The organism is Pantoea sp. SGAir0184 (genome assembly GCF_043544755.1).
On sequence record NZ_CP028050.1, the window covers coordinates 1,032,677 to 1,057,932 of the forward strand.

Sequence of the window (25,256 nt, forward strand, 5' to 3'; positions counted from 1 at the left end):
ATTATCGCGGCGTTTTGTTTTTGTCGTCTCAGGAACCGATGGACGCTTTCAGCGGCTGATGCGGCGTAATGCGCACCTGCTTCACCATGTTGTCCTGCACATCAAGAATATCAATGTCGTAATGGCCAACCTGTACTTGCGTGTCCATCTGCGGGATCTCTTCCAGTGCTTCCAGCAGCATACCGTTGATGGTGCGCGCTTCCTCTTCCGGCAGCGTCCAGTTGAAGGCCTTATTAATTTCCCGCACGTTGGCGCTGCCTTCAATCAGTACCGAACCGTCGTTTTGCGGCATCACTTCTTCGGCCAGTGACGGTGACATAGAGGTGGTGAAGTCGCCGACGATCTCTTCCAGAATATCTTCGATGGTAACCAGTCCTTTGATGTCGCCGTACTCATCGATCACCAGCCCCACTTTCTTCTTATTGCGCTGGAATTTTACCAGCTGCACGTTAAGAGGCGTACCTTCCGGCACGTAGTAGATTTCATCGGCAGCGCGCAGCAGTCGCTCTTTATTGAACTCTTTTTTCCCGGCCATCATGCGCCACGCTTCGCGCACGCGCAGCATGCCGACGCTATCGTCCAGTGAGTCGCGGAACAGCACAATACGGCCATGCGGTGAGTTGCTTAGCTGACGCTCGATCGACTTCCACTCATCGTTGATATTGATGCCGACGATCTCATTGCGCGGCACCATGATGTCGTCAACGTTGACCTTCTCAAGGTCCAGCACCGATAGCAGCATGTCCTGGTTGCGGCGCGACATCAGCGAGCGGGATTCATACACGATGGTGCGCAGCTCTTCTTTGCTGAGAGCGGAGTTAATCGACCCTTCGGTCTTGATGCCCACCATGCGCATCAGAATGCGGGTAATGGTATTGAGCAGCCACACCAGCGGCAGCATCACGTACTGCAGCGGCGCCAGCAGAAAACTGCTGGGATACGCGACTTTTTCCGGATAGAGCGCCGCGACGGTTTTAGGCAGCACTTCGGCAAACACCAGCACCACGAAGGTCAGCACGCCAGTGGCGATGGCCACGCCGGCATCGCCGTACAGGCGCATACCGACAATGGTGCCGAGCGCCGAGGCGAGGATATTCACGAGGTTGTTGCCGATCAGCACCAGGCTAATCAGACGGTCGGGGCGACGCAGCAGTTTCTCAACGCGACGCGCGCTGCGGTTGCCGCTTTTGGCTTTGTGGCGCAGTTTGTAGCGGTTGAGCGTCATCATGCCGGTCTCGGAACCCGAGAAGTAGGCCGAGACCAGCACCATAATGATCAGCGTGATAATGAGCGTGGTGGTTGAAACATGTTCCAACGCAAAAATTCCTTTAGTGAGAGGTGAGCAGGTGCTGCAGAACGCGGCTGCCGAAATAGGCCATGGTCAGCAGCAGCGCACCGCCGCAGTTGAACCACACCACACGGCGACCGCGCCAGCCTTCATGATAGTGGCCCCACAGAAGCACGATGTAGACAAACCAGGCGATAATCGACAGCACCGCTTTATCAATGTTTTCCGGGCTGAACAGGTTATTCATAAAGAACAGGCCGGTGCACAACACCAGCGTCAGCAATACCACGCCAATCTGCGTGATATGGAACATTTTACGCTCAATGCTGAGCAGCGGCGGCATATCCTGGGTGAACGTCAGCTTTTTGTTCTTTAACTGATAGTCGATCCACGCCAGCTGCAGCGCATACAGCGCCGCGATGATCAGCGTGGCATAGGCAAACAGCGACAGACCGATGTGCACCATCATGCCAGGCGTGGTCTCAAGATGGGTGATAAAGGCGTTTGGCACAAAGGTGGCGAAGGCCAGATTGATCAGCGCAAAACTGTAAACAATCGGCAGCAGCAGCCAGCCGCGATTGCGCGACGCAACGATAGTCATGATGGCGCAGATGAGCAAACTGACCAGCGAACCAATATTCAGCAGGCTAAGATTTTGTCCATTATCGACGGCAAATATGCGTTGCTGTAGCGCTACCGCATGGGCAATCAGCGCCACGCAGGCGGATAACACGGCAAAACGCCGCCAGCCGCTGTTGCGTTTCAGCAGGCTCGGAATGATCAATGCAAGACTGAGAGAGTAGGCGAACAGCGCCACGATCGCGAAAACGAACATAGATCCTTTCAGGTGTCGGTCAGATAAGGAAAAAAGCAGTATAGCGCCAGCGGCAGCAGGCTCCAAACGATCTCACGGTCAATTGCAGAGATCGGCCTGGCTTCGTGTTATAATCCGCCGCATTGTGTCGCCCTGGCGGCCTCGCTACGCTATTAAGTGAGAGAGCATGTTTGATAATTTAACCGATCGTTTGTCGCAAACCCTGCGCAATATCAGTGGCCGCGGAAGGCTGACCGAAGACAACATCAAAGATACGCTGCGCGAAGTGCGTATGGCGCTGCTGGAGGCCGACGTTGCGCTGCCGGTAGTGCGCGATTTCATCAACCGCGTGAAAGAAGCCGCGGTGGGGCAGGATGTAAACAAAAGCCTGACGCCGGGTCAGGAGTTTATCAAAATCGTGCGCAACGAACTGGTTGCGGCGATGGGGGCCGAAAATAACGCGCTGAACCTTAATGCTCAGCCGCCGGCCGTGGTGCTGATGGCGGGCCTGCAGGGTGCCGGTAAAACCACCAGCGTCGGTAAGCTCGGTAAATTCCTGCGCGAAAAGCACAAGAAAAAGGTGCTGGTGGTGTCTGCGGACGTCTACCGCCCGGCGGCGATCAAACAGCTGGAAACCCTGGCGCAGCAGGTCGGTGTGGATTTCTGTCCGTCCGACCTCAGCCAGAAGCCGGTGGATATCGTTAACAACGCGCTGAAAGAAGCGCGTCTGCAGTTCTACGATGTGCTGCTGGTGGATACCGCTGGCCGTCTGCACGTTGACGAAGCGATGATGGATGAGATCAAACAGGTGCACGCCGCGATCAATCCGGTTGAAACGCTGTTTGTCGTCGATGCCATGACCGGTCAGGATGCCGCCAACACCGCGAAAGCGTTCAACGAAGCGCTGCCGCTCACCGGTGTGATCCTGACCAAAGTGGACGGCGATGCGCGCGGCGGTGCGGCGCTGTCGATTCGTCACATCACCGGCAAGCCAATCAAATTTATGGGGATGGGCGAGAAGACCGATGCGCTGGAAGCATTCTATCCGGACCGTATCGCATCGCGCATTCTCGGCATGGGCGACGTGCTGTCGCTGATTGAAGATATCGAGAGCAAAGTTGACCGCGAGCAGGCGGAAAAGCTGGCGAAGAAGCTGAAAACCGGCGACGGTTTCGATCTCAACGACTTCCTGGAGCAGCTTAAGCAGATGCGCAACATGGGCGGCATGGCCAGCCTGATGGGCAAACTGCCGGGCATGGGCCAGCTGCCGGATAACGTTAAATCGCAGATGGATGACAAAGTGCTGGTGCGCATGGAAGCCATCATCAATTCGATGACGCGCAAAGAGCGTGAGAAGCCCGAGATCATCAAAGGTTCGCGCAAGCGCCGTATCGCTACCGGTTCCGGTATGCAGGTGCAGGACGTCAACCGGCTGCTGAAGCAGTTTGATGATATGCAGCGCATGATGAAGAAAATGAAGAAGGGCGGCATGGCCAAAATGATGCGTGGCATGAAAGGCATGATGCCGCCAGGATTCCCCGGCCGCTAAGGCGACACAGCCCGAACCAGAAAAGTGAGACACTCAGGTTGCTTTTTGCGCCAAAATGAGTAAAATTTTCGGGCTTTTTATATTGCACCCGGGCCCCGTTCCTCGATGGGGCCCGGTTGTTTTATTAACTAAAGAGGATGTTATGGTAACCATTCGTTTGGCACGTCACGGCGCTAAAAAGCGTCCGTTCTATCAGGTCGTCGTCACTGACAGCCGCAATGCTCGCAACGGTCGTTTCATCGAGCGCGTAGGTTTCTTCAACCCGATCGCTTCTGGTCAGGCTGAAGGTCTGCGTCTGGATCTGGACCGTATTGAGCACTGGGTTGGCCAGGGCGCAACGCTTTCTGATCGCGTTAACGCGCTGATCAAAGAAGCAAAAAAAGCAGCTTAATCTGTCACGGTGGTGAGCATGAGCAGTAAACCTGCCGCACAGCCTCCCGTTAACCCAATCATTCTGGGCAAAATGGGTGCCGCTTACGGAATTCGGGGTTGGCTCAAAGTGTTTTCCTCCACTGAAGACGCTGAAAGCATCTTCGACTATCAACCCTGGTTTATCCAGCGCGCCGGTCAATGGCAGCAGGTCGAGCTTGAGGGTTGGAAGCACCACAATCAGGACCTGATCATCAAAGTCAAAGGCATTGACGATCGGGACGCTGCGGCACAGTTGACCAATTGCGAAATTACGGTTGACTCCACGCAGCTGCCGGCGCTGGAAGAGGGCGATTACTACTGGAAAGACCTGATGGGTTGCAAAGTGGTAAACCTCGATGGCTACGAGATGGGCAAAGTCATTGATTTGATGGAGACCGGCTCGAACGACGTTCTCGTCGTAAAGGCAAACCTGAAAGATGCATTCGGTGTACAGGAGCGGTTAATACCGTTTCTTGATGAACAGGTTATCAAGAAAGTCGATCTCGCTACTGGCACCATTGAAGTAGACTGGGATCCTGGTTTTTGATCTCCGGACAATCCGGTAACGTAACGGCGAACGCGATGTGGATTGGTGTTATTAGCCTGTTTCCTGAGATGTTTCGCGCTATTACCGAGTACGGGGTAACTGGCCGGGCAGTAAAGAATGGCCTGCTCAACATAGAGAGCTGGAGTCCACGTGACTTCACGCACGACCGGCACCGTACCGTGGACGATCGTCCTTACGGCGGCGGACCGGGTATGTTGATGATGGTGCAACCCTTACGGGATGCTATCCACGCAGCGAAAGCGGCGGCGGGAGAAGGCGCTAAGGTGATTTATCTTTCACCTCAGGGTCGCAAACTTGACCAGCAAGGAGTTTGCGAACTGGCGACCAGTCAGAAGTTAATTCTGGTTTGCGGTCGTTATGAAGGGATAGATGAGCGTGTGATTCACACTGAGATTGATGAAGAATGGTCAATCGGTGATTACGTGCTCAGTGGCGGTGAGCTGCCAGCAATGACGTTAATTGACTCGGTCGCCCGGTTTATTCCTGGCGTGCTGGGGAAACAGGCGTCAGCCGATGAGGATTCGTTCTCGGAAGGTTTGCTGGATTGCCCGCACTATACCCGACCTGAAGTGTTAGAAGGGATGGAGGTTCCGCCAGTTTTGCTGTCGGGCAACCATGCCGATATTCGCCGCTGGCGCCTGAAACAGTCGCTGGGCCGTACCTGGCTAAGAAGACCTGAACTTCTGGAAAACCTGGCTCTGACTGAAGAGCAAGCAAGGTTGCTAAGTGAGTTCCAGCGGGAACATCAGCAGCAACAAAACGATGAGGTGGAAGAGTAATCTTCCCTGACTATCAGTTTACCCAGGATAAGAGATTTAATTATGAGCAACATTATCAAGCAACTTGAACAAGAGCAGATGAAACAGGACGTACCTTCCTTCCGTCCGGGTGATTCCGTGGAAGTGAAAGTATGGGTCGTTGAAGGTTCTAAGAAACGTCTGCAGGCATTCGAGGGCGTGGTTATCGCTATTCGTAACCGCGGTCTGCACTCTGCATTCACTGTTCGCAAGATTTCTAACGGCGAAGGCGTTGAGCGTGTCTTCCAGACTCACTCTCCGGTAATTGACAGCATTACTGTCAAACGTCGTGGTGCTGTGCGTAAAGCCAAACTGTACTACCTGCGTGAGCGTACCGGTAAGTCAGCTCGTATCAAAGAGCGTCTTGGCGCGTAAGCGACATCCCAAAGTTAATAGCAAACAAGGGGTTGGCCATAAGGCCAGCCCCTTTTTTTATGGGCGTCTGAGGTGATAGATCGCCGTGTTGACCGGCCCGCTCTCCAGCACAATCAACCCGTAGCGGTAATCCACAAACGAGAAGCCGCTGCGCAGGGCCACGGCGCGGCTGGCGTGATTCTCTTCTGCAGCAAGAATCTCCAGCACAGTTATGTGTGGCTGGGCGAACGCCAGATTCACCAGCTGTGCCACTGCCCGGCGGGCAACGCCCTGTTGCTGCGCCTCGCTGCGAACCCAGTAGCCCAGCGCACTGAACTCACCGGGCTGACGCGCAAAACGTAAGCCAGCACCGCCCAGCAACCGATCGTTGCCATCGACAATCGCGAATTCTTCAGCTTCACCCTTTTGACGCTGCAGATGAGTAAAGTTGATCCAGCTGACGGCTTCATCAACGCTGTAATCCGCATGAGCCCATACCATCCACGGCTGCAGGCTGCCCAGAGACTGATTAACGGCATACGTAAACGCTTCGGCATCCTGCAGAGTAAAGGGACGCAGGGCGACTTCAGGGATAGACATAAAGCGATCCTGAATTAATTAAATGGATAACAGCATGTTAGCGATATCGTAAGGAAAAAACATCTGGCCTGGTCAGATTGGTGTAATTAAAAATTTACATTTTTGTTTGATAGATCTTACAGGCTTTAATGTTGTTAACTTAATGATTTATATATTTTAATTAACTTTTATTTTGTAGTTTAAAAGAGAGTGGTAATAAAAGTGTACATGCATGGATTGCATGATTTACATGCTGTGGTAAAGTAAGCGTCATCCTCAGTGAGGATCGTAAAACCGCATAACGAGTGAAAAAGGATCGCCATCATGCAAAAAGACGCGCTGAACAATGTGCATATCGCCGACGAACAGATTTTAATTACGCCACAGGAACTGAAAGCGAAGTTCCCGCTGACTGCGGCGCAGGAAGCGCAAATTGCCGCTTCCCGCCAGACTATCGCGGATATCATCGCGGGTCGCGATCCGCGTCTGCTGGTGGTGTGCGGTCCCTGCTCGATCCACGATACCGAAGCCGCACTGGATTACGCTCGTCAGTTACAAACACTCTCTGCACAGTTGAAGGATCAGCTGTATATCGTTATGCGCGTCTATTTTGAAAAACCCCGTACCACCGTCGGCTGGAAAGGGTTAATCAACGATCCTTACATGAACAACTCGTTTGATATGGAAGCCGGCCTGCACATTGCGCGTCAGCTGCTGGTCAATCTGGTGGAGATGGGCCTGCCGCTGGCCACCGAAGCGCTCGACCCCAATAGCCCGCAATACCTCGGCGATCTGTTTAGCTGGTCGGCGATTGGGGCGCGTACCACAGAATCGCAGACGCACCGTGAAATGGCGTCTGGCCTGTCGATGCCGGTGGGCTTTAAAAACGGTACCGATGGCAGCCTCGGCACTGCAATCAACGCCATGCGCGCCGCTGCGATGCCGCACCGCTTTGTCGGCATTAACCAGGCCGGTCAGGTATGCCTGCTGCAAACCCAGGGCAACCCGGATGGTCACGTGATTCTGCGCGGCGGTAAAGCGCCAAACTACGGCCCGGAAGATGTCGCGCAGTGCGAAAAAGAGATGCTGAAAGCGGGACTGCGTCCGGCCTTAATGATAGATTGCAGCCATGGCAATTCTAACAAAGACTATCGCCGTCAGCCTGGCGTAGCCGAATCGGCTATCGCGCAGATTAAAGATGGAAACCGCTCCATCATTGGCCTGATGCTGGAAAGTAATATTCACGAAGGCAACCAGTCTTCTGAGCAACCGCGTAGCGAGATGAAGTACGGGGTTTCCGTCACTGATGCCTGCATCAACTGGGAAACCACTGAAACTTTGCTGCGTGAAATCCATCGGGATCTGCAGGGAGTGCTGTCGGCGCGTCTGTCACACGAGGTGTAATGAGTCATGGTGGCTGAACTGACCGCGCTGCGCGATCAAATTGATGAAGTAGATAAAGCCCTGCTGGGGCTGCTGGCGAAAAGACTGGCGCTGGTGGCCGAAGTCGGCGAAGTCAAAAGCCGCTACGGTTTACCGATTTATGTGCCTGAGCGCGAGGCCAGTATGCTGGCTTCGCGTCGTAAGGAAGCGGAAGCGCTTGGCGTGTCGCCGGACCTGATCGAAGATGTACTGCGTCGTCTGATGCGTGAATCCTATGCGCATGAAAATGACAAAGGCTTCAAAACGCTGTGTCCTGAACTGCGTCCGGTGGTGATTGTCGGCGGCGGCGGTCAGATGGGACGTCTGTTCGAGAAGATGCTGACGCTCTCCGGCTATCAGGTGCGTATTCTTGATAAAGATGACTGGCCGCGCGCGGATGAACTGCTGCACGATGCGGGCATGGTGATCATCAGCGTGCCGATCCACCTGACCGAACAGATCATTGCCGATCTGCCAGCGCTGCCTGATGACTGCATTCTGGTGGATCTGGCGTCGGTGAAGAACCGTCCGCTGCAGGCGATGCTGGCGGCGCACAGCGGCCCGGTACTGGGACTGCATCCGATGTTCGGTCCGGACAGCGGCAGCCTGGCGAAGCAGGTGGTGGTATGGTGCGATGGCCGTCAGCCGGAAGCCTATCAGTGGTTCCTGGAGCAGATTCAGGTGTGGGGCGCGCGCTTACACCGCATCAGTGCGGTTGAGCACGATCAAAACATGGCGTTCATTCAGGCGCTGCGCCACTTCGCCACCTTCGCTTATGGTTTGCATCTGGCGGAAGAGAACGTCAATCTGGATCAACTGCTGGCACTGTCCTCGCCTATCTATCGCCTCGAACTGGCGATGGTGGGACGGCTGTTTGCGCAGGACCCACAGTTGTACGCCGACATTATCATGTCGTCGGAAAGTAATCTGGCGCTGATTAAACGCTACTATCAGCGTTTTGGTGAAGCCATCACGCTACTGGAGCAGGGCGATAAACAGGCGTTCATCAACAGCTTTGAGCGCGTGGAACACTGGTTTGGCGACTACGCGAAACGCTTCCTCGTCGAGAGCCGCAGCATGCTGCGCTCCGCCAACGACAGTCGCCAGTAATGATTAAGGCATCCGCGAGGATGCCTTTTTGTTTTACAGACGCGGTTCTACCGGTACCACGTTCTCACCCGGATAACAGCCCAGCACCTTCAGTGAACGCGTGAGCGCACGCAGTTCTTCCAGCGCCTGCTGCATATTCTCCGACTGCAGATTGCCCTGCACATCAATGTAAAACATCTCTTCCCATGGGTTACCGTTGATTGGCCGGTTTTCCAGCTTGCTCATGATCAGATTGTGATTACGCAACACCAGCAGTGCTTCAACCAGCGCGCCGGCCTGCTGGCCCGTCGCCATAATCAGCGTGGTTTTGGCCGGCACCTGGCTGGAGACTTCAATCGGTTTACGCGCGAGCACAATGAAGCGGGTATGGTTCTGCTGCTGATTCGCCAGGTTGCGCTCCAGCACCTGCAGACCATACAGCTCACCGCCGGCTTCGCTGCCCAGCGCGGCCACGTGCGGTGAGTTCATCGCGGCTACTTTTTCCATCGCCGCCGCCGTGCTTTCGGTGTATTCGATTTTCCACTGCGGGAAGCGGTTGATGAACTGGCTGCACTGCTGGAACGGCTGCGGATGGCTATACACGGTTTCAATCTGCTGCAAATCGGTATTACCGCTGACCAGCACGCAGTGTTCGATAGGAATGGTCAGCTCGCCGACGATCGACAGCGACGTTTGCTGCAGCAGATCGTACACGTCATTGATCGAGCCGGAGCTGGTGTTCTCAATCGGCATCACCGCGTAATCCGCCTGACCGCTTTCAACCTGCTGAATGATGTCGTGGAATTTCAGACACCCCATTTCCACCATCGAATCGAAGTGGCGCGTGGCGTATTTACGGGCGGCAAGGTGCGAGTAGGAGCCTTTTGGGCCGAGGAAGGCGATGCGCGGCGCGTGCGCATGTGGATGATTCAGGTTTTTCTGCAGCAGCGCCTGCTGGGTCAGCACCGAATCCTCAATCACTAACTGAAACAGGCGCGTGATGTAGTGCGCATCCAGCTGATGTTTTTTACCCAGTGCGATGAGGTTTTCCAGCAGGGCGCGTTCGCGCTCGACGTCACGAATCGGGCGATGGGTGGCCAGCTTGGCCTGCGCTACCTCAACGGCCAGCGCGCGCCGTTCAGCCAGCAGCGTTAACAGCCTGGCATCGACGGCGCTGATCTTATCGCGTAACGCCAGCAGCGGATTCTCGGGATTCATAGGGCTCACCTGTAAAATGTCCAATAAAAAAGCCTCCCGGTTGGGAGGCTTTGTTGTTCGTCTTCGCATTCATTTTCACACGACGAATCGCCTCCCAATCAGGGGAAGGTAAAAAAGAATGCGAAGAAGAACGGCAGCAGTTTCATGATCAATTCCGGCAATAAAGTGAACTGAGAGTAACCGCACAGCTTAAAAGCTGTCAATAAAAAACGCGCCCGCAGGCGCGTTGCTGAATAGCGATAAATTACCCGGCAGGGGTGAAATCTTTAACACTGCTGGTGGCGCGCCGTGCTTCAGGCTTGTGCTGTGCTTTATTTAGCTGGCGCTCCAGCTTGGCGATCAGGTCATTGATGGCCGTATACATATCATCGTGTTTCGCGCTGGCGACCAGCGTGCCGTTTGGCGTGTTAATGGTGGCATCAGCCACAAATTCTTTCGGCTCTTTCGATAACACAATGTGCGGATTTATCAGGTGGGTTTGCCATTTTTCCAGCTTGGCGAGACGGTCTTCGACATGGTTGCGGATTGCCGCAGTGATTTCCATTTGTTTGCTGGTAATGTTCAGAATCATAGTTAAACCTCTCTGTCATTTCCGTCTGGGTAGGACCAGCATACCGCGCAAATCAGGAAAATGTGTGATCTGGATCACACTGGAATGTCACTTTTTGTCAATGCCAGCGAATTGTGAGAAAGGCTGGGAAAAGGGCGAAAAAAGCTTGATGCACAGCGGGGATAGGGGCAAGATTGATGAGTTAACCGTAGCGGAAAAAACCATTTCAGACGGTTTTCTGACCAAAAAAAAGCAGCCACAGCGGCTGCTTTTTTAATGGCACGAAAATCAGGACGCGCTATTCGCCGCAATGATTTTCGCAACTTTGTCAGCTTCCGTCGTCAGCTGCAGCTGGCGATAGGCATTTTCCATCAGCGGCAGCGCGTCACGCGTGGCCTGGGTGTCCGGATAATCGCGCATCATACCTTCAACCCGATTAACAACGGCGACATAGGCACCGCGCTTGGTATAGAATTGCGCCACGGAGAGCTCATACTTCGCCAGGCGATCTTTCAGGAACGTCAGACGTTTCTGCGCATCTGCCGCGTACTGGCTGTTCGGATAGCCGCGCAGTAGCTGAGAGAAGTCACGGAATGCATCACGCGCATGGGTAGGATCGCGGTCGGAACGATCGATCCCGAAGAAGCCCTGCAGCGCGGAATCATCCAGTGCCATGTCCGTCAGGCCCTTCATATAGATCACGTAATCAATGTTAGGGTGCGTCGGGTTCAGGCGCATAAAGCGGGAAATGGCGGCTTGCGCCAGTGGCAGATCGGCATTTTTGTAGTACGCGTAGATCAAATCCAGCTGCACTTGCTGCGAGTAAGGACCAAACGGATAACGGTTATCCAGCGCTTCCAGTTGCTTAATCGCCGCTTTAAAGTTACCGTCCTGCAGCTTTTGCTGCGCTGTGGCGTAAATTTCAGACGGCGGGCTGTCCGGGACCGGGTCCGATGAGCCGGAACAGCCCACCAGTGCCAGGCTCAGGCTCAGTGTGGCAGCAGCCACCAGATGTTTCATACGCGTCATGACGAAATGATTATCCTCAAAGTGTTATGGCGGAAGCTGTCCGTATAGCTCCCGGTAATGACCAGTACGATAGCACATTATATTAAACGGCATCGCCGTGAAAACCCAACGTTAACGAAGAAGCTGTATATGGCACAACAAGTTCAACTCACCGCAACGGTGTCCGAAGCACAGCTTGGACAACGCTTAGATCAGACTTTGGCGGAATTGTTCCCTGATTATTCACGTTCCCGCATAAAAGAGTGGATCCTTGAGCGTCGGGTCAGCGTCAACGGCACCATCATCGATAAACCGAAAGAGAAAGTACTCGGCGGTGAGCGGGTGGCGATTGATGCCGAGATCGAAGAGGAGCAGCGCTGGGAAGCGCAAAATATTCCGCTGGATATCGTTTATGAAGATGACCACATCCTGGTGATCAACAAACCGCGCGACTTAGTGGTCCACCCTGGCGCCGGTAATCCGGACGGCACGGTACTGAATGCGCTGCTTTATCACTATCCGGCGATTGCCGACGTGCCGCGCGCCGGCATCGTGCACCGTCTGGATAAAGACACCACCGGACTGATGGTAGTGGCCAAAACGGTACCGGCGCAGACGCATCTGGTTGAAACGCTGCAGCTGCGTGAAATCACCCGCGAATATGAAGCGGTGGCGATTGGCACCATGACCGCCGGCGGTACGGTGAATGAGCCGATGGCGCGTCACTCTACCAAGCGTACCCACATGGCAGTGCATCCGATGGGCAAGCCAGCGACAACCCACTATCGCATCATGGAGCATTTCCGCGCTCATACGCGTTTACGCCTGCGCCTGGAAACCGGCCGTACTCACCAGATTCGCGTGCACATGGCGCACATTAACCATCCGCTGGTGGGCGATCCGCTGTACGGTGGTCGTCCGCGTCCGCCAAAGGGCGCTTCTGAGGCTTTCATCAGTACGCTGCGCGGTTTTGACCGCCAGGCGCTGCACGCCACTATGCTGCGTCTCTATCATCCGATCACCGGGATTGAGATGGAGTGGCACGCGCCACTGCCGCAGGACATGGTTGATCTGATTGAGGCACTGAAAGCCGATACCGACGAGTTCCGCGATCAGCTGGACTGGCTATGAGTGACTGGATCGTGCCGCAGTGGCCGGCGCCGGCGCGCGTGCAGGCTTATTCGACCACGCGGCACGGCGGCGTTAGCGCGGCGCCATGGGATTCCCTCAACCTCGGCGCGCACGTCGGAGACGAGGCGGATTGCGTGATGCACAATCGTCAGCGCGTGGTCGGGCAGCTGGCGCTACCGGCAATGCCGCAGTGGCTGGAGCAAGTACACGGCCAGACGGTGGCGCGTCTGCCGGCGGCTGCGCCCCTGCCGCGAGCCGATGCGGCGATAACGCGGGAAAGCGGCGTGGTGTGTGCAGTGATGACCGCCGACTGTCTGCCGGTGCTGTTTTGCAGCCATGATGGCAGCGAAGTTGCCGCGGCACATGCCGGCTGGCGCGGGTTGTGTCATGGGGTGCTGGAGCAAACGCTGGCACAGTTTCACTGCCCGGCGAGCGAGATTCATGCCTGGCTCGGTCCGGCGATTGGTCCACAGGCATTTGAAGTGGGGGCCGAGGTGCGCAGTGCGTTCCTGGCGCAGGATGCCGCTGCCGATGCGGCTTTTCGCCCGGCCGGCGAGAAATATTTTGCCGATATCTGGCTGCTGGCAACCCAGCGTCTGCAGGCCGCTGGCGTGCGATCTGTCACGGCTGACGCGCGCTGTACCTATCAGGAAAGCGCCGATTTTTTCTCCTTCCGACGCGACGGAATCACCGGGCGTATGGCAACTTTGATTTGGCTGAGATAACCTTACGCCGCAAGACGATCCAGTAAGCGTATTTTTTGCTCACAACTCAGGTCATTAACCTTGAAAATTTGAGGGATGACCTCATTTAATCTCCAGTAGCATTTTGACCTGTAATGGGAGGAATCATGCGTCTGGATCGTCTTACCAACAAATTCCAGTTGGCCCTGGCCGATGCACAGTCCCTTGCTCTGGGACACGATAATCAATTCATCGAACCCCTGCACCTGATGAGCGCGCTGCTCAACCAGGAGGGTGGATCGGTACGTCCGCTGCTCAGTGCGGCGGGAGCGGATGTCGCTAACCTGCGTACCAGCATCGAACAAGCCATCAATCGTTTGCCGCAGGTCGAAGGGACCGACGGCGACGTTCAGCCATCAGCGGATTTGGTCCGGGTACTGAATCTGTGCGACAAGCTGGCGCAAAAGCGCGGCGACAACTTTATTTCATCTGAATTATTTGTTCTGGCGGCCCTCGAATCGCGCGGCTCGCTGGCGGACTTACTGAAGTCTGCCGGTGCCACGGCGGACAAACTCGCTAAGGCCATCGAGCAACTGCGGGGAGGGGAAAACGTGAACGATCAGGGGGCTGAAGATCAGCGCCAGGCTTTGAAAAAATACACCATCGATCTGACGGAGCGCGCTGAGCTCGGCAAGTTAGATCCGGTTATCGGGCGTGACGAAGAGATTCGCCGCACCATTCAGGTATTGCAGCGTCGTACCAAAAACAACCCGGTGCTTATCGGTGAACCGGGCGTCGGTAAAACCGCCATCGTTGAAGGGCTGGCACAGCGCATCATTAACGGCGAAGTGCCGGAAGGGCTGAAAGGCCGGCGCGTTCTGGCGCTGGATATGGGCGCGCTGGTGGCCGGTGCGAAATATCGCGGCGAGTTTGAAGAGCGCCTGAAAGGCGTGCTGAACGACCTCGCCAAACAGGAAGGCAACGTCATTCTGTTTATCGATGAGCTGCATACCATGGTCGGCGCCGGTAAAGCCGACGGCGCGATGGATGCCGGCAACATGCTGAAGCCGGCGCTGGCGCGCGGTGAACTGCACTGCGTGGGTGCCACCACGCTGGATGAATATCGCCAGTACATTGAGAAAGATGCCGCGCTGGAGCGCCGTTTCCAAAAAGTGTTCGTCGCCGAACCGAGCGTGGAAGACACCATCGCCATTCTGCGTGGCCTGAAAGAGCGTTATGAGCTGCATCACCATGTGCAAATTACCGATCCGGCGATTGTCGCTGCGGCAACGTTGTCGCACCGCTATATTGCCGATCGCCAGTTGCCGGATAAAGCCATCGACCTGATTGATGAGGCGGCGTCGAGTATTCGTTTGCAGATTGATTCCAAGCCGGAACCGCTCGATCGTCTCGAACGGCGTATCATCCAGCTCAAACTGGAGCAGCAGGCGCTGAAGAAAGAATCGGATGACGCCAGCGTTAAGCGTCTGGAGATGCTGGAAAGCGAGCTGGATCAGAAAGAGCGCGAATATGCTGAGCTCGAAGAAGAGTGGAAAGCGGAAAAAGCCTCGCTGACCGGCACGCAAAACATCAAAGCCGAGCTGGAGCAGGCGCGTCTGGCTATGGAGCAGGCACGGCGTTTGGGTGACCTTGGCCAGATGTCGGAACTGCAGTACGGCAAAATTCCGGAGCTGGAAAAAAAGCTGGCAAGCGCCACGCAGGCTGAAGGTAAAACCATGAAGCTGTTACGCAACCGCGTAACGGATGTCGAGATCGCCGATGTGCTGGCGCGCTGGACCGGTATTCCGGTGGCCCGCATGATGGAAGGCGAGCGCGATAAACTGTTGCGGATGGAGCAGGAGCTGCATGCCCGGGTTATCGGCCAGGACGAAGCGGTTGAAGCGGTATCGAACGCCATTCGCCGTAGCCGCGCCGGTTTGTCTGACCCGAACCGGCCAATCGGATCGTTCCTGTTTCTTGGACCGACCGGTGTCGGTAAAACCGAGTTGTGTAAGGCGCTGGCTAATTTTCTGTTCGATAGCGACGACGCGATGGTGCGTATCGATATGTCGGAATTCATGGAGAAACATTCGGTGTCGCGTCTGGTCGGGGCACCTCCTGGCTACGTCGGTTATGAAGAGGGCGGTTACCTGACAGAGGCGGTGCGTCGTCGCCCTTACTCGGTGATTTTGCTGGATGAGGTGGAAAAAGCGCATCCGGATGTGTTCAACATTCTGCTGCAGGTGCTGGACGACGGGCGTCTGACCGATGGTCAGGGGCGCACCGTGGACTTCCGCAATACCGTGGTGATCATGACATCTAACCTCGGTTCGGATCTGATTCAGGAACGTTTCGGCGCGCTTGATTACGCGGAAATGAAAGATGTGGTGATGACGGTCGTCGGACACCATTTCCGTCCGGAGTTTATCAACCGTATTGATGAGGTGGTGGTATTCCATCCGCTGGGTGAAAAACATATTGCCTCGATTGCGCAGATTCAGCTGCAGCGGCTGTATCAGCGTCTGGAAGAGCGCGGTTATCAGCTGCACATTTCCGACGCGGCGCTAAAACTGCTGGGCGAAAATGGTTACGATCCGGTTTACGGCGCGCGGCCATTGAAACGGGCTATTCAGCAGCAGATTGAAAACCCGCTGGCGCAGAAGATTTTGTCTGGCGCGCTGGTTCCGGGAAAAACCATCGAAATGGATGTGCAGGACGATGCCATCGTCGCGCGTCAATAACGCAACGTGACAAAAACGGGCCTCAGGGCCCGTTTTTTTATACTGTTTCGCAAGAATCAGCTGGTTTTTGCAACGTGTTGCCTGGAAAGTGAGCGGTCGCGCAAAAACTGCAAATTAGCGCTTGTCAGGCGAAACGAAGTCCCTATAATGCGCCACCACTGAGACGGCAAAGCGGCAACGCAGAGGGCTCAGCAGGGCGTGAAGCGATTCACCCCGCCGGAGAAAAACGCTGAAAAAAGTGTTTGACTCTGAAGGAGGAAAGCGTAATATACGCCACCTCGCGACAGCAGGCCGAGCGCCGCGTCGCACCGCTCTTTAACAATTTATCAGACAATCTGTGTGGGCACTCGCAGGATTGATATCAGCGTCTCCGGACGTAAAAAAATATCAAGTCTTTGCTGAGTGAACACGTAATTCATTACGAAGTTTAATTCACAGAGCATCGCTGCACTCGTTGCAGCAAATCAAACTTAAATTGAAGAGTTTGATCATGGCTCAGATTGAACGCTGGCGGCAGGCCTAACACATGCAAGTCGAACGGCAGCACAGAAGAGCTTGCTCTTTGGGTGGCGAGTGGCGGACGGGTGAGTAATGTCTGGGAAACTGCCCGATGGAGGGGGATAACTACTGGAAACGGTAGCTAATACCGCATAACGTCGCAAGACCAAAGTGGGGGACCTTCGGGCCTCACACCATCGGATGTGCCCAGATGGGATTAGCTAGTAGGTGGGGTAATGGCTCACCTAGGCGACGATCCCTAGCTGGTCTGAGAGGATGACCAGCCACACTGGAACTGAGACACGGTCCAGACTCCTACGGGAGGCAGCAGTGGGGAATATTGCACAATGGGCGCAAGCCTGATGCAGCCATGCCGCGTGTATGAAGAAGGCCTTCGGGTTGTAAAGTACTTTCAGCGGGGAGGAAGGCGGTGAGGTTAATAACCTTGCCGATTGACGTTACCCGCAGAAGAAGCACCGGCTAACTCCGTGCCAGCAGCCGCGGTAATACGGAGGGTGCAAGCGTTAATCGGAATTACTGGGCGTAAAGCGCACGCAGGCGGTCTGTTAAGTCAGATGTGAAATCCCCGGGCTTAACCTGGGAACTGCATTTGAAACTGGCAGGCTTGAGTCTCGTAGAGGGGGGTAGAATTCCAGGTGTAGCGGTGAAATGCGTAGAGATCTGGAGGAATACCGGTGGCGAAGGCGGCCCCCTGGACGAAGACTGACGCTCAGGTGCGAAAGCGTGGGGAGCAAACAGGATTAGATACCCTGGTAGTCCACGCCGTAAACGATGTCGACTTGGAGGTTGTGCCCTTGAGGCGTGGCTTCCGGAGCTAACGCGTTAAGTCGACCGCCTGGGGAGTACGGCCGCAAGGTTAAAACTCAAATGAATTGACGGGGGCCCGCACAAGCGGTGGAGCATGTGGTTTAATTCGATGCAACGCGAAGAACCTTACCTGGCCTTGACATCCAGAGAACTTAGCAGAGATGCTTTGGTGCCTTCGGGAACTCTGAGACAGGTGCTGCATGGCTGTCGTCAGCTCGTGTTGTGAAATGTTGGGTTAAGTCCCGCAACGAGCGCAACCCTTATCCTTTGTTGCCAGCGGCTCGGCCGGGAACTCAAAGGAGACTGCCGGTGATAAACCGGAGGAAGGTGGGGATGACGTCAAGTCATCATGGCCCTTACGGCCAGGGCTACACACGTGCTACAATGGCGCATACAAAGAGAAGCGACCTCGCGAGAGCAAGCGGACCTCATAAAGTGCGTCGTAGTCCGGATTGGAGTCTGCAACTCGACTCCATGAAGTCGGAATCGCTAGTAATCGTAGATCAGAATGCTACGGTGAATACGTTCCCGGGCCTTGTACACACCGCCCGTCACACCATGGGAGTGGGTTGCAAAAGAAGTAGGTAGCTTAACCTTCGGGAGGGCGCTTACCACTTTGTGATTCATGACTGGGGTGAAGTCGTAACAAGGTAACCGTAGGGGAACCTGCGGTTGGATCACCTCCTTACCTGAAGATACCTTCCCGCGAAGTGCTCACACAGATTGTCTGATAGAAAAGTAACGAGCAGAAAAAACCTCTACAGGCTTGTAGCTCAGGTGGTTAGAGCGCACCCCTGATAAGGGTGAGGTCGGTGGTTCAAGTCCACTCAGGCCTACCAGATTTCTTCTCATGCCGCGTTATGTTTCCGGCTCGCATAGTTCACTATGCTTCGCGAAAACATGCCTTGCCTGAGACGAAATCACATTTCCCGTGTGAGAAACGTGACTCCTGGTGAGTGGTAGTAGATGGTCTCTGCAGTGACTGTATGGGGCTATAGCTCAGCTGGGAGAGCGCCTGCCTTGCACGCAGGAGGTCAGCGGTTCGATCCCGCTTAGCTCCACCATTACAGTACTGAAACTTACTTCAGAGTATACCGGCAACGGTGTGCTGCGAAGTATTTGCTCTTTAACAATCCGGAACAAGCTGAAAATTTGAAACGACGCGTCGGTTCATTCTCCGTAATAAGAATGAAATCACGATGCGTTCGGGTCTCTCAAATGCTTGCAGTCCGCAGCGTTGCAAAACGCCTGTGGGTTGTGAGGTTAAGCGACTAAGCGTACACGGTGGATGCCCTGGCAGTCAGAGGCGATGAAGGACGTGCTAATCTGCGAAAAGCGACGGTAAGGTGATATGAACCGCTACAGCCGTCGATGTCCGAATGGGGAAACCCAGTGCACTTGTGCATTATCGTTAACTGAATACATAGGTTAACGAGGCGAACCGGGGGAACTGAAACATCTAAGTACCCCGAGGAAAAGAAATCAACCGAGATTCCCCCAGTAGCGGCGAGCGAACGGGGAGCAGCCCAGGACCTGAATCAGCTTGTGCATCAGTGGAAGCGTCTGGAAAGTCGCGCGATACCGGGTGACAGCCCCGTACACGAAGATGCATGAGTTGTGAGTCCGACGAGTAGGGCGGGACACGTGGTATCCTGTCTGAACATGGGGGGACCATCCTCCAAGGCTAAATACTCCTGACTGACCGATAGTGAACCAGTACCGTGAGGGAAAGGCGAAAAGAACCCCGGCGAGGGGAGTGAAACAGAACCTGAAACCGTGTACGTACAAGCAGTGGGAGCCTACTTGTTAGGTGACTGCGTACCTTTTGTATAATGGGTCAGCGACTTATATTCTGTAGCAAGGTTAACCGCATAGGGGAGCCGAAGGGAAACCGAGTCTTAATTGGGCGTTAAGTTGCAGGGTATAGACCCGAAACCCGGTGATCTAGCCATGGGCAGGTTGAAGGTTGGGTAACACTAACTGGAGGACCGAACCGACTAATGTTGAAAAATTAGCGGATGACTTGTGGCTGGGGGTGAAAGGCCAATCAAACCGGGAGATAGCTGGTTCTCCCCGAAAGCTATTTAGGTAGCGCCTCGTGAACTCATCCTCGGGGGTAGAGCACTGTTTCGGCTAGGGGGCCATCCCGGCTTACCAACCCGATGCAAACTGCGAATACCGAGGAATGTTATCACGGGAGACACACGGCGGGTGCTAACGTCCGTCGTGAAGAGGGAAACAACCCAGACCGCCAGCTAAGGTCCCAAAGTCATGGTTAAGTGGGAAACGATGTGGGAAGGCACAGACAGCCAGGATGTTGGCTTAGAAGCAGCCATCATTTAAAGAAAGCGTAATAGCTCACTGGTCGAGTCGGCCTGCGCGGAAGATGTAACGGGGCTAAACCATGCACCGAAGCTGCGGCAGCGACACTATGTGTTGTTGGGTAGGGGAGCGTTCTGTAAGCCGCTGAAGGTGTGCTGTGAGGCATGCTGGAGGTATCAGAAGTGCGAATGCTGACATAAGTAACGATAAAGCGGGTGAAAAGCCCGCTCGCCGGAAGACCAAGGGTTCCTGTCCAACGTTAATCGGGGCAGGGTGAGTCGACCCCTAAGGCGAGGCTGAAAAGCGTAGTCGATGGGAAACAGGTTAATATTCCTGTACTTGGTGTTACTGCGAAGGGGGGACGGAGAAGGCTAGGTTATCCGGGCGACGGTTGTCCCGGTTTAAGCGTGCAGGTGTGAAGACCAGGCAAATCCGGTCTTCTTTAACACTGAGGCGTGACGACGAGCCGCCACGGCGGTGAAGTAACTGATGCCCTGCTTCCAGGAAAAGCCTCTAAGCTCCAGGTAACACGAAATCGTACCCCAAACCGACACAGGTGGTCAGGTAGAGAATACCAAGGCGCTTGAGAGAACTCGGGTGAAGGAACTAGGCAAAATGGTGCCGTAACTTCGGGAGAAGGCACGCTGGCGCGTAGGTGAAGGGACTTGCTCCCGGAGCCGAGGCCAGTCGAAGATACCAGCTGGCTGCAACTGTTTATTAAAAACACAGCACTGTGCAAACACGAAAGTGGACGTATACGGTGTGACGCCTGCCCGGTGCCGGAAGGTTAATTGATGGGGTTATCCGCAAGGAGAAGCTCTTGATCGAAGCCCCGGTAAACGGCGGCCGTAACTATAACGGTCCTAAGGTAGCGAAATTCCTTGTCGGGTAAGTTCCGACCTGCACGAATGGCGTAATGATGGCCAGGCTGTCTCCACCCGAGACTCAGTGAAATTGAAATCGCTGTGAAGATGCAGTGTACCCGCGGCAAGACGGAAAGACCCCGTGAACCTTTACTATAGCTTGACACTGAACATTGAGCCTTGATGTGTAGGATAGGTGGGAGGCTTTGAAGCGCGGACGCCAGTCTGCGTGGAGCCAACCTTGAAATACCACCCTTTAATGTTTGATGTTCTAACGTAGGCCCGTAATCCGGGCTGCGGACAGTGTCTGGTGGGTAGTTTGACTGGGGCGGTCTCCTCCCAAAGCGTAACGGAGGAGCACGAAGGTTGGCTAATCCTGGTCGGACATCAGGAGGTTAGTGCAATGGCATAAGCCAGCTTGACTGCGAGAGTGACGGCTCGAGCAGGTGCGAAAGCAGGTCATAGTGATCCGGTGGTTCTGAATGGAAGGGCCATCGCTCAACGGATAAAAGGTACTCCGGGGATAACAGGCTGATACCGCCCAAGAGTTCATATCGACGGCGGTGTTTGGCACCTCGATGTCGGCTCATCACATCCTGGGGCTGAAGTAGGTCCCAAGGGTACGGCTGTTCGCCGTTTAAAGTGGTACGCGAGCTGGGTTTAGAACGTCGTGAGACAGTTCGGTCCCTATCTGCCGTGGGCGCTGGAGAATTGAGGGGGGTTGCTCCTAGTACGAGAGGACCGGAGTGAACGCACCGCTGGTGTTCGGGTTGTCATGCCAATGGCACTGCCCGGTAGCTAAGTGCGGAAGAGATAAGTGCTGAAAGCATCTAAGCACGAAACTTGCCCCGAGATGAGTTCTCCCTGACCCTTTAAGGGTCCTGAAGGGACGTTGAAGACGACGACGTTGATAGGCCGGGTGTGTAAGCGCAGCGATGCGTTGAGCTAACCGGTACTAATGACCCGTGAGGCTTAACCTTACAACGCCAGAGGCGTTTTGGTCTGAGAGACCGAAAGAATTTTCAGCTTTGTTCACCGGATTACGTCCAGTGGATTTTGTGCTGTGACAAGGCGGCACGCGAGACGACGGGAAGGAGCATACACGAGTATGTGACTGAGCGGCGCGAGCGGGGCAACGCAGTCAGAGCGCGAAAGACGCGGACGAAAACAGAATTTGCCTGGCGGCAACAGCGCGGTGGTCCCACCTGACCCCATGCCGAACTCAGAAGTGAAACGCCGTAGCGCCGATGGTAGTGTGGGGCCTCCCCATGCGAGAGTAGGGAACTGCCAGGCATCAAATAAGTAAAAAAGCCCCGAACGAGAGTCCGGGGCTTTTTTACGTCTGGCGATCGCCAAATCCACTTCACCCCTTGCAAAATCTCTCCCTAAAACTCCAGCTCTGTCACATTTTGTCATCCTGAACGGGCTCTGATTCCCCCGCGCTGCTCTCAGATGCTTTACTCATTGCTTTAGCGATGTTCTTCGCAAGGAAATGAGGTAAAAGATGACCGACTTACAACAAAAATCGGCCCAGCCGGAAGCGGCAGCCGTCAGTAAACAACGCATCTGGGCCATTGTCGGCGCGTCGTCCGGCAATCTGGTCGAATGGTTTGATTTTTACGTCTACTCGTTCTTTTCGCTCTATTTTGCCCATGTATTTTTCCCGGCCGGCGACACCACTACCCAGCTGCTGCAAACGGCCGGCGTGTTTGCGGCGGGCTTCTTAATGCGTCCTATCGGTGGCTGGCTATTCGGCTACATCGCGGACCGTCACGGCCGAAAAAGTTCGATGCTGATCTCGGTATGCATGATGTGTTTTGGTTCGCTGGTCATCGCCTGTTTACCCGGCTACGGCGAAATCGGCATTGCGGCGCCGGTGATTTTGCTGCTGGCGCGCATGTTTCAGGGCTTATCGGTGGGCGGTGAATATGGTACCAGCGCTACCTACATGAGTGAGGTGGCACTGGAAGGGCACAAAGGCTTCTACGCGTCGTTCCAGTACGTCACCCTGATTGGCGGTCAGCTGTTAGCCGTGCTGACAGTCGTGGTACTGCAACAAATCCTCAGTGATGAAGCGCTGCGCAGCTGGGGCTGGCGTATCCCGTTCTTTCTTGGCGCGGTTCTGGCAGTGGTCGCTCTGTGGTTGCGTCGCTCACTGAATGAAACCTCCGAGAAAAAGCACCGGGAACATCGCGATGCCGGCAGTATTTTGGGCCTGCTGCGTAACCACTCACGTGCCTTCCTGATGGTGCTTGGCTTTACCGCTGGCGGATCGCTAAGCTTCTATACCTTCACAACCTACATGCAAAAATATCTGGTGAACACGGCGGGTATGGATGCGCGCAGCGCCAGTGCGTTGATGACCGGCGCGCTGCTGGTATTCATGCTGATTCAGCCAATTGTGGGCGCGCTGTCAGATAAGATTGGCCGGCGGGCATCAATGATGATCTTTGGCGCTGGCGCAGCTATCTGTACCGTGCCGATTTTGATGTTGCTGCAGAATGTGCAAAGTAGCGGGCTGGCGTTCGTGCTGGTGATGCTGGCGCTGATTATTACCAGTTTCTACACCGCCATCAGTGGCATCCTTAAAGCGGAGATGTTCCCGCCGGAAGTGCGTGCACTGGGCGTGGGGCTTTCCTATGCGGTAGCTAACGCTATCTTTGGCGGTTCGGCCGAATACGTGGCGCTGTTGCTGAAGAAGCACGGCATCGAAACCACCTTCTTCTGGTATGTCTCGGCAATGGGTGCGCTGGCATTTCTGGTATCGCTGATGCTGCACCGCAAAGGCAAGGGGATTGCGCTGTGATTACTGGCTCAGGTTCCACAGGGCAATGCCGCTGGCCGCACCGGCGACATCCCAGCTGAGATCTTTCCAGCTCCAGCCGCTCCCGGCAGGGCGGCTGTCCCAGGCTTCTTTGGCCACGCCGAAGCTTAGCGAAAAGAGCAGGCCGAAGCGCAGATTTTGCCCGCGGCTCTGATGTTGATGCTGAGCGATCTCACTGCCGGCGGCAGCCAGGGCGGCAGAGGAGAAAAAGTGTTGCGCCTTATCCTGGCCGGTCCAGTTGTCCTGCGCCACATGCGCACATCCGCTACACAGTAATACCGCACAGAGGATGAGCGCACGCATCGGCTACAGCAGACGGCTAATAAGGCGATCGATACGGATGCGACGCAGACGGCGAATCAGCTTACGCACCTTTGCCGGATAATCAGAGATGCTCTCCAGCTCGCGGAAATGTTTCACCACCGTGGTGTGCTGACGGATCAGCGCCAGTTCCTTATCGCGCTGCTCTGCCAGCTGGTTGAGCGGATCGTGAATCAGCACCGCATTTTCCAGGTCGAGTCGCCAGGCGCGCGGATTGAGGTTATTACCGGTGATCATCATCCACTCGTCATCAACCCAGATGCCTTTCAGGTGATAGCTGTTGTCGCCATCTTTCCACAAACGTACCGTCAGCTGGCCGTTATTGACGTAATACTGCAACCGGCTGAGGAAGCGACGCAGGTTGATTTCATACAGATAGGGCAGCGCACCGATAATCTTGAACGGCTCGTGTGGCGGAATGTAGAAATCGTTGGCGGTTTTATCGCCGACGATGATCTCGACCTCTTTGCCCTGACGCAGCAGCTGGATCAGATTGCGCACCAGAATGGCTGGCAGGTTAAAGTACGGCGTGCACAGCGTGAGCTTACGCTCGGCGCAGGGCATTAAATGGAAGATGGTTTTATTCAGCAGGCTACGTTTACCCAGCCCGACCAGCGGCGTGACGGCCAGTGATTCGTTGCCGGCATCACCGGTAAACTGATAGTTGAAGCTGCGCAGCTCCTGACGAAACTGGCGGGTTTCATTCTTGATTTCCGGGCTGGAGGGACGTTCGGCCTGGTCGAGACGGTTAACGGCCTCAGAATGTTTGAGATTCTCGCCAATCCACTGAAACATGGTGTCCGCCAGCTGCGGATTACGGATCAGCTGATAACGGTCATAACGGTATTTGTCATGCTGATGCAGATAAACATCGTTCAGGCTGGCACCGCTGTAGAGCAGCGTATCGTCAATGATAAAGCCTTTCAGATGCAGCACACCAAGCGCTTCACGGGTATTCACCGGAATGCCATACACCGGAATCGCGATATCGGGATGCTGCGCCGCCATTTCGCAATACCAGTCGGCGTTCGTCAGGCCGCGCGCGGCACCGATACGGCCGCGCTGCGCACGATGCCAGTCCACCAGAATGCTGACATCCAGTTCCGGGCGCGCCTGACGCGCTGCATACAGCGCCTGCATGATGCTGCGTCCGCCGTCATCATTTTCCAGATACAGGGCGGCGATGCAGATACGTTTTTCTGCCGTGGCGATTTTCGTCAGCAGGGTTTCACGAAACTCGGCGGGCGAGTAAAGCGTGGTCACATCCGACACGGACTGTGACAGTTTAGGCAGCTGTGCGAGGTGTTGTTGGTGTTTATTGCGTTTGAATTTAGACAACATCACAGTGCACTTCTTCTCTGTTCATTGTATGGCCTTTTGCCATCAAATCATGATCCT

General features: G+C 55.0%; 21 protein-coding genes, 2 tRNA genes, 3 rRNA genes and 1 other annotated feature. Of the genes, 17 read left to right on the forward strand and 9 right to left on the reverse strand.

From position 1 onward, the window contains the following. Positions 1-28 precede the first annotated feature (28 nt). Together C1N60_RS04650 and C1N60_RS04655 are read right to left on the reverse strand one after the other, a co-directional pair. Entirely contained in the window at positions 29-1,315 is a 1,287-nt protein-coding gene (locus tag C1N60_RS04650) for an HlyC/CorC family transporter (protein WP_058759620.1), read from the reverse strand. Between the two features lie 13 nt (positions 1,316-1,328). Beyond that, the gene (locus C1N60_RS04655; protein ID WP_010617128.1) at positions 1,329-2,123 is read right to left on the reverse strand and encodes a cytochrome C assembly family protein; all 795 of its coding nucleotides are present in this window, start codon (positions 2,121-2,123) and stop codon (positions 1,329-1,331) included. Between the two features lie 166 nt (positions 2,124-2,289). Between C1N60_RS04655 and ffh the strand changes: the two genes are divergently transcribed. The 5 genes from ffh to rplS all read left to right on the forward strand — a co-directional run bounded on the left by ffh (position 2,290) and on the right by rplS (position 5,802). Next, on the forward strand, positions 2,290-3,651 hold the full coding sequence (gene ffh, locus C1N60_RS04660) for a signal recognition particle protein (protein WP_021507327.1): 1,362 nt from the start codon (positions 2,290-2,292) through the stop codon (positions 3,649-3,651). A gap of 142 nt (positions 3,652-3,793) precedes the next feature. Continuing rightward, positions 3,794-4,042, forward strand: a complete 249-nt coding sequence (gene rpsP / locus C1N60_RS04665; protein ID WP_007893313.1) for a 30S ribosomal protein S16 — start codon at positions 3,794-3,796, stop codon at positions 4,040-4,042. An 18-nt stretch (positions 4,043-4,060) separates the two neighbouring features. Beyond that, on the forward strand, positions 4,061-4,609 hold the full coding sequence (gene rimM, locus C1N60_RS04670) for a ribosome maturation factor RimM (RefSeq protein ID WP_021507326.1): 549 nt from the start codon (positions 4,061-4,063) through the stop codon (positions 4,607-4,609). 35 nt (positions 4,610-4,644) lie between these two features. Further along, on the forward strand, positions 4,645-5,409 hold the full coding sequence (gene trmD / locus C1N60_RS04675) for a tRNA (guanosine(37)-N1)-methyltransferase TrmD (protein ID WP_021507325.1): 765 nt from the start codon (positions 4,645-4,647) through the stop codon (positions 5,407-5,409). Between the two features lie 42 nt (positions 5,410-5,451). Then, complete coding sequence (gene rplS, locus C1N60_RS04680; RefSeq protein WP_021507324.1) at positions 5,452-5,802, forward strand: 50S ribosomal protein L19; 351 nt, start codon at positions 5,452-5,454, stop codon at positions 5,800-5,802. Between the two features lie 57 nt (positions 5,803-5,859). Here the strand turns inward: rplS and C1N60_RS04685 are convergent, their stop codons facing one another. Next, positions 5,860-6,381 (reverse strand): GNAT family N-acetyltransferase, encoded by a 522-nt coding sequence (locus C1N60_RS04685; protein WP_394521452.1) that lies wholly within the window; start codon positions 6,379-6,381, stop codon positions 5,860-5,862. 303 nt (positions 6,382-6,684) lie between these two features. On the opposite strand from C1N60_RS04685, the gene C1N60_RS04690 reads away from it, so the two are divergent. Next, positions 6,685-7,764: a 3-deoxy-7-phosphoheptulonate synthase gene (locus C1N60_RS04690; RefSeq protein WP_021507322.1), complete on the forward strand. Its 1,080-nt coding sequence runs from the start codon at positions 6,685-6,687 to the stop codon at positions 7,762-7,764. Between the two features lie 6 nt (positions 7,765-7,770). Next, a complete protein-coding gene (gene tyrA / locus C1N60_RS04695; protein WP_394521453.1) occupies positions 7,771-8,892 on the forward strand; it encodes a bifunctional chorismate mutase/prephenate dehydrogenase in 1,122 nt (373 codons plus the stop codon). A 33-nt stretch (positions 8,893-8,925) separates the two neighbouring features. On the opposite strand, the gene pheA is transcribed toward tyrA, so the two are convergent. The 3 genes from pheA to raiA form a co-directional block, all read right to left on the reverse strand. Then, complete coding sequence (pheA, locus tag C1N60_RS04700; protein ID WP_021507320.1) at positions 8,926-10,089, reverse strand: bifunctional chorismate mutase/prephenate dehydratase; 1,164 nt, start codon at positions 10,087-10,089, stop codon at positions 8,926-8,928. A 22-nt stretch (positions 10,090-10,111) separates the two neighbouring features. Further along, positions 10,112-10,236: a sequence feature (Phe leader region), on the reverse strand. Then, positions 10,188-10,235: a pheA operon leader peptide PheL gene (pheL, locus tag C1N60_RS04705; RefSeq protein WP_121497579.1), complete on the reverse strand. Its 48-nt coding sequence runs from the start codon at positions 10,233-10,235 to the stop codon at positions 10,188-10,190. (Overlaps the previous feature by 48 nt.) A 97-nt stretch (positions 10,237-10,333) precedes the next feature. Next, the gene (gene raiA, locus C1N60_RS04710; protein ID WP_021507319.1) at positions 10,334-10,660 is read right to left on the reverse strand and encodes a ribosome-associated translation inhibitor RaiA; all 327 of its coding nucleotides are present in this window, start codon (positions 10,658-10,660) and stop codon (positions 10,334-10,336) included. Between the two features lie 64 nt (positions 10,661-10,724). On the opposite strand from raiA, the gene C1N60_RS04715 reads away from it, so the two are divergent. Next, positions 10,725-10,916, forward strand: a complete 192-nt coding sequence (locus C1N60_RS04715; protein ID WP_132467019.1) for a hypothetical protein — start codon at positions 10,725-10,727, stop codon at positions 10,914-10,916. Positions 10,917-10,927: 11 nt separating this feature from the next. Here the strand turns inward: C1N60_RS04715 and bamD are convergent, their stop codons facing one another. Then, positions 10,928-11,668: an outer membrane protein assembly factor BamD gene (gene bamD, locus C1N60_RS04720; protein ID WP_058759616.1), complete on the reverse strand. Its 741-nt coding sequence runs from the start codon at positions 11,666-11,668 to the stop codon at positions 10,928-10,930. 129 nt (positions 11,669-11,797) lie between these two features. Between bamD and rluD the strand changes: the two genes are divergently transcribed. The 9 genes from rluD (at position 11,798) to C1N60_RS04765 (ending at position 23,519) form a co-directional block, all read left to right on the forward strand. Then, positions 11,798-12,778, forward strand: a complete 981-nt coding sequence (gene rluD, locus C1N60_RS04725) for a 23S rRNA pseudouridine(1911/1915/1917) synthase RluD (RefSeq protein WP_021507316.1) — start codon at positions 11,798-11,800, stop codon at positions 12,776-12,778. Further along, a complete protein-coding gene (gene yfiH, locus C1N60_RS04730; protein ID WP_262265114.1) occupies positions 12,775-13,503 on the forward strand; it encodes a purine nucleoside phosphorylase YfiH in 729 nt (242 codons plus the stop codon). The genes rluD and yfiH overlap by 4 nt, the downstream gene beginning before the upstream one ends. A 125-nt stretch (positions 13,504-13,628) precedes the next feature. Then, complete coding sequence (gene clpB, locus C1N60_RS04735) at positions 13,629-16,202, forward strand: ATP-dependent chaperone ClpB (protein WP_394521454.1); 2,574 nt, start codon at positions 13,629-13,631, stop codon at positions 16,200-16,202. Positions 16,203-16,674: 472 nt separating this feature from the next. Further along, positions 16,675-18,216 (forward strand): 16S ribosomal RNA (locus C1N60_RS04740). Between the two features lie 74 nt (positions 18,217-18,290). Continuing rightward, positions 18,291-18,367, forward strand: a tRNA-Ile gene (locus tag C1N60_RS04745). A 149-nt stretch (positions 18,368-18,516) separates the two neighbouring features. After that, positions 18,517-18,592: transfer RNA gene (locus C1N60_RS04750), tRNA-Ala, on the forward strand. A gap of 197 nt (positions 18,593-18,789) precedes the next feature. Further along, positions 18,790-21,693, forward strand: a 23S ribosomal RNA gene (locus C1N60_RS04755). A gap of 197 nt (positions 21,694-21,890) precedes the next feature. Next, positions 21,891-22,006: ribosomal RNA gene (rrf, locus tag C1N60_RS04760) — 5S ribosomal RNA — on the forward strand. The 16S, 23S and 5S rRNA genes sit together here with 2 tRNA genes alongside, the layout of an rRNA operon. Before the next feature lie 211 nt (positions 22,007-22,217). Continuing rightward, positions 22,218-23,519 carry an MFS family transporter gene (locus C1N60_RS04765; protein WP_211725403.1) on the forward strand — a complete coding sequence of 434 codons (1,302 nt, stop codon included), beginning with the start codon at positions 22,218-22,220 and terminating at the stop codon, positions 23,517-23,519. On the opposite strand, the gene C1N60_RS04770 is transcribed toward C1N60_RS04765, so the two are convergent. Both C1N60_RS04770 and pssA read right to left on the reverse strand, forming a co-directional pair. Continuing rightward, on the reverse strand, positions 23,520-23,840 hold the full coding sequence (locus C1N60_RS04770; RefSeq protein WP_211725402.1) for a YfiM family lipoprotein: 321 nt from the start codon (positions 23,838-23,840) through the stop codon (positions 23,520-23,522). Between the two features lie 3 nt (positions 23,841-23,843). Continuing rightward, entirely contained in the window at positions 23,844-25,202 is a 1,359-nt protein-coding gene (gene pssA, locus C1N60_RS04775) for a CDP-diacylglycerol--serine O-phosphatidyltransferase (RefSeq protein ID WP_176428114.1), read from the reverse strand. Between the last annotated feature and the right edge of the window lie 54 nt (positions 25,203-25,256).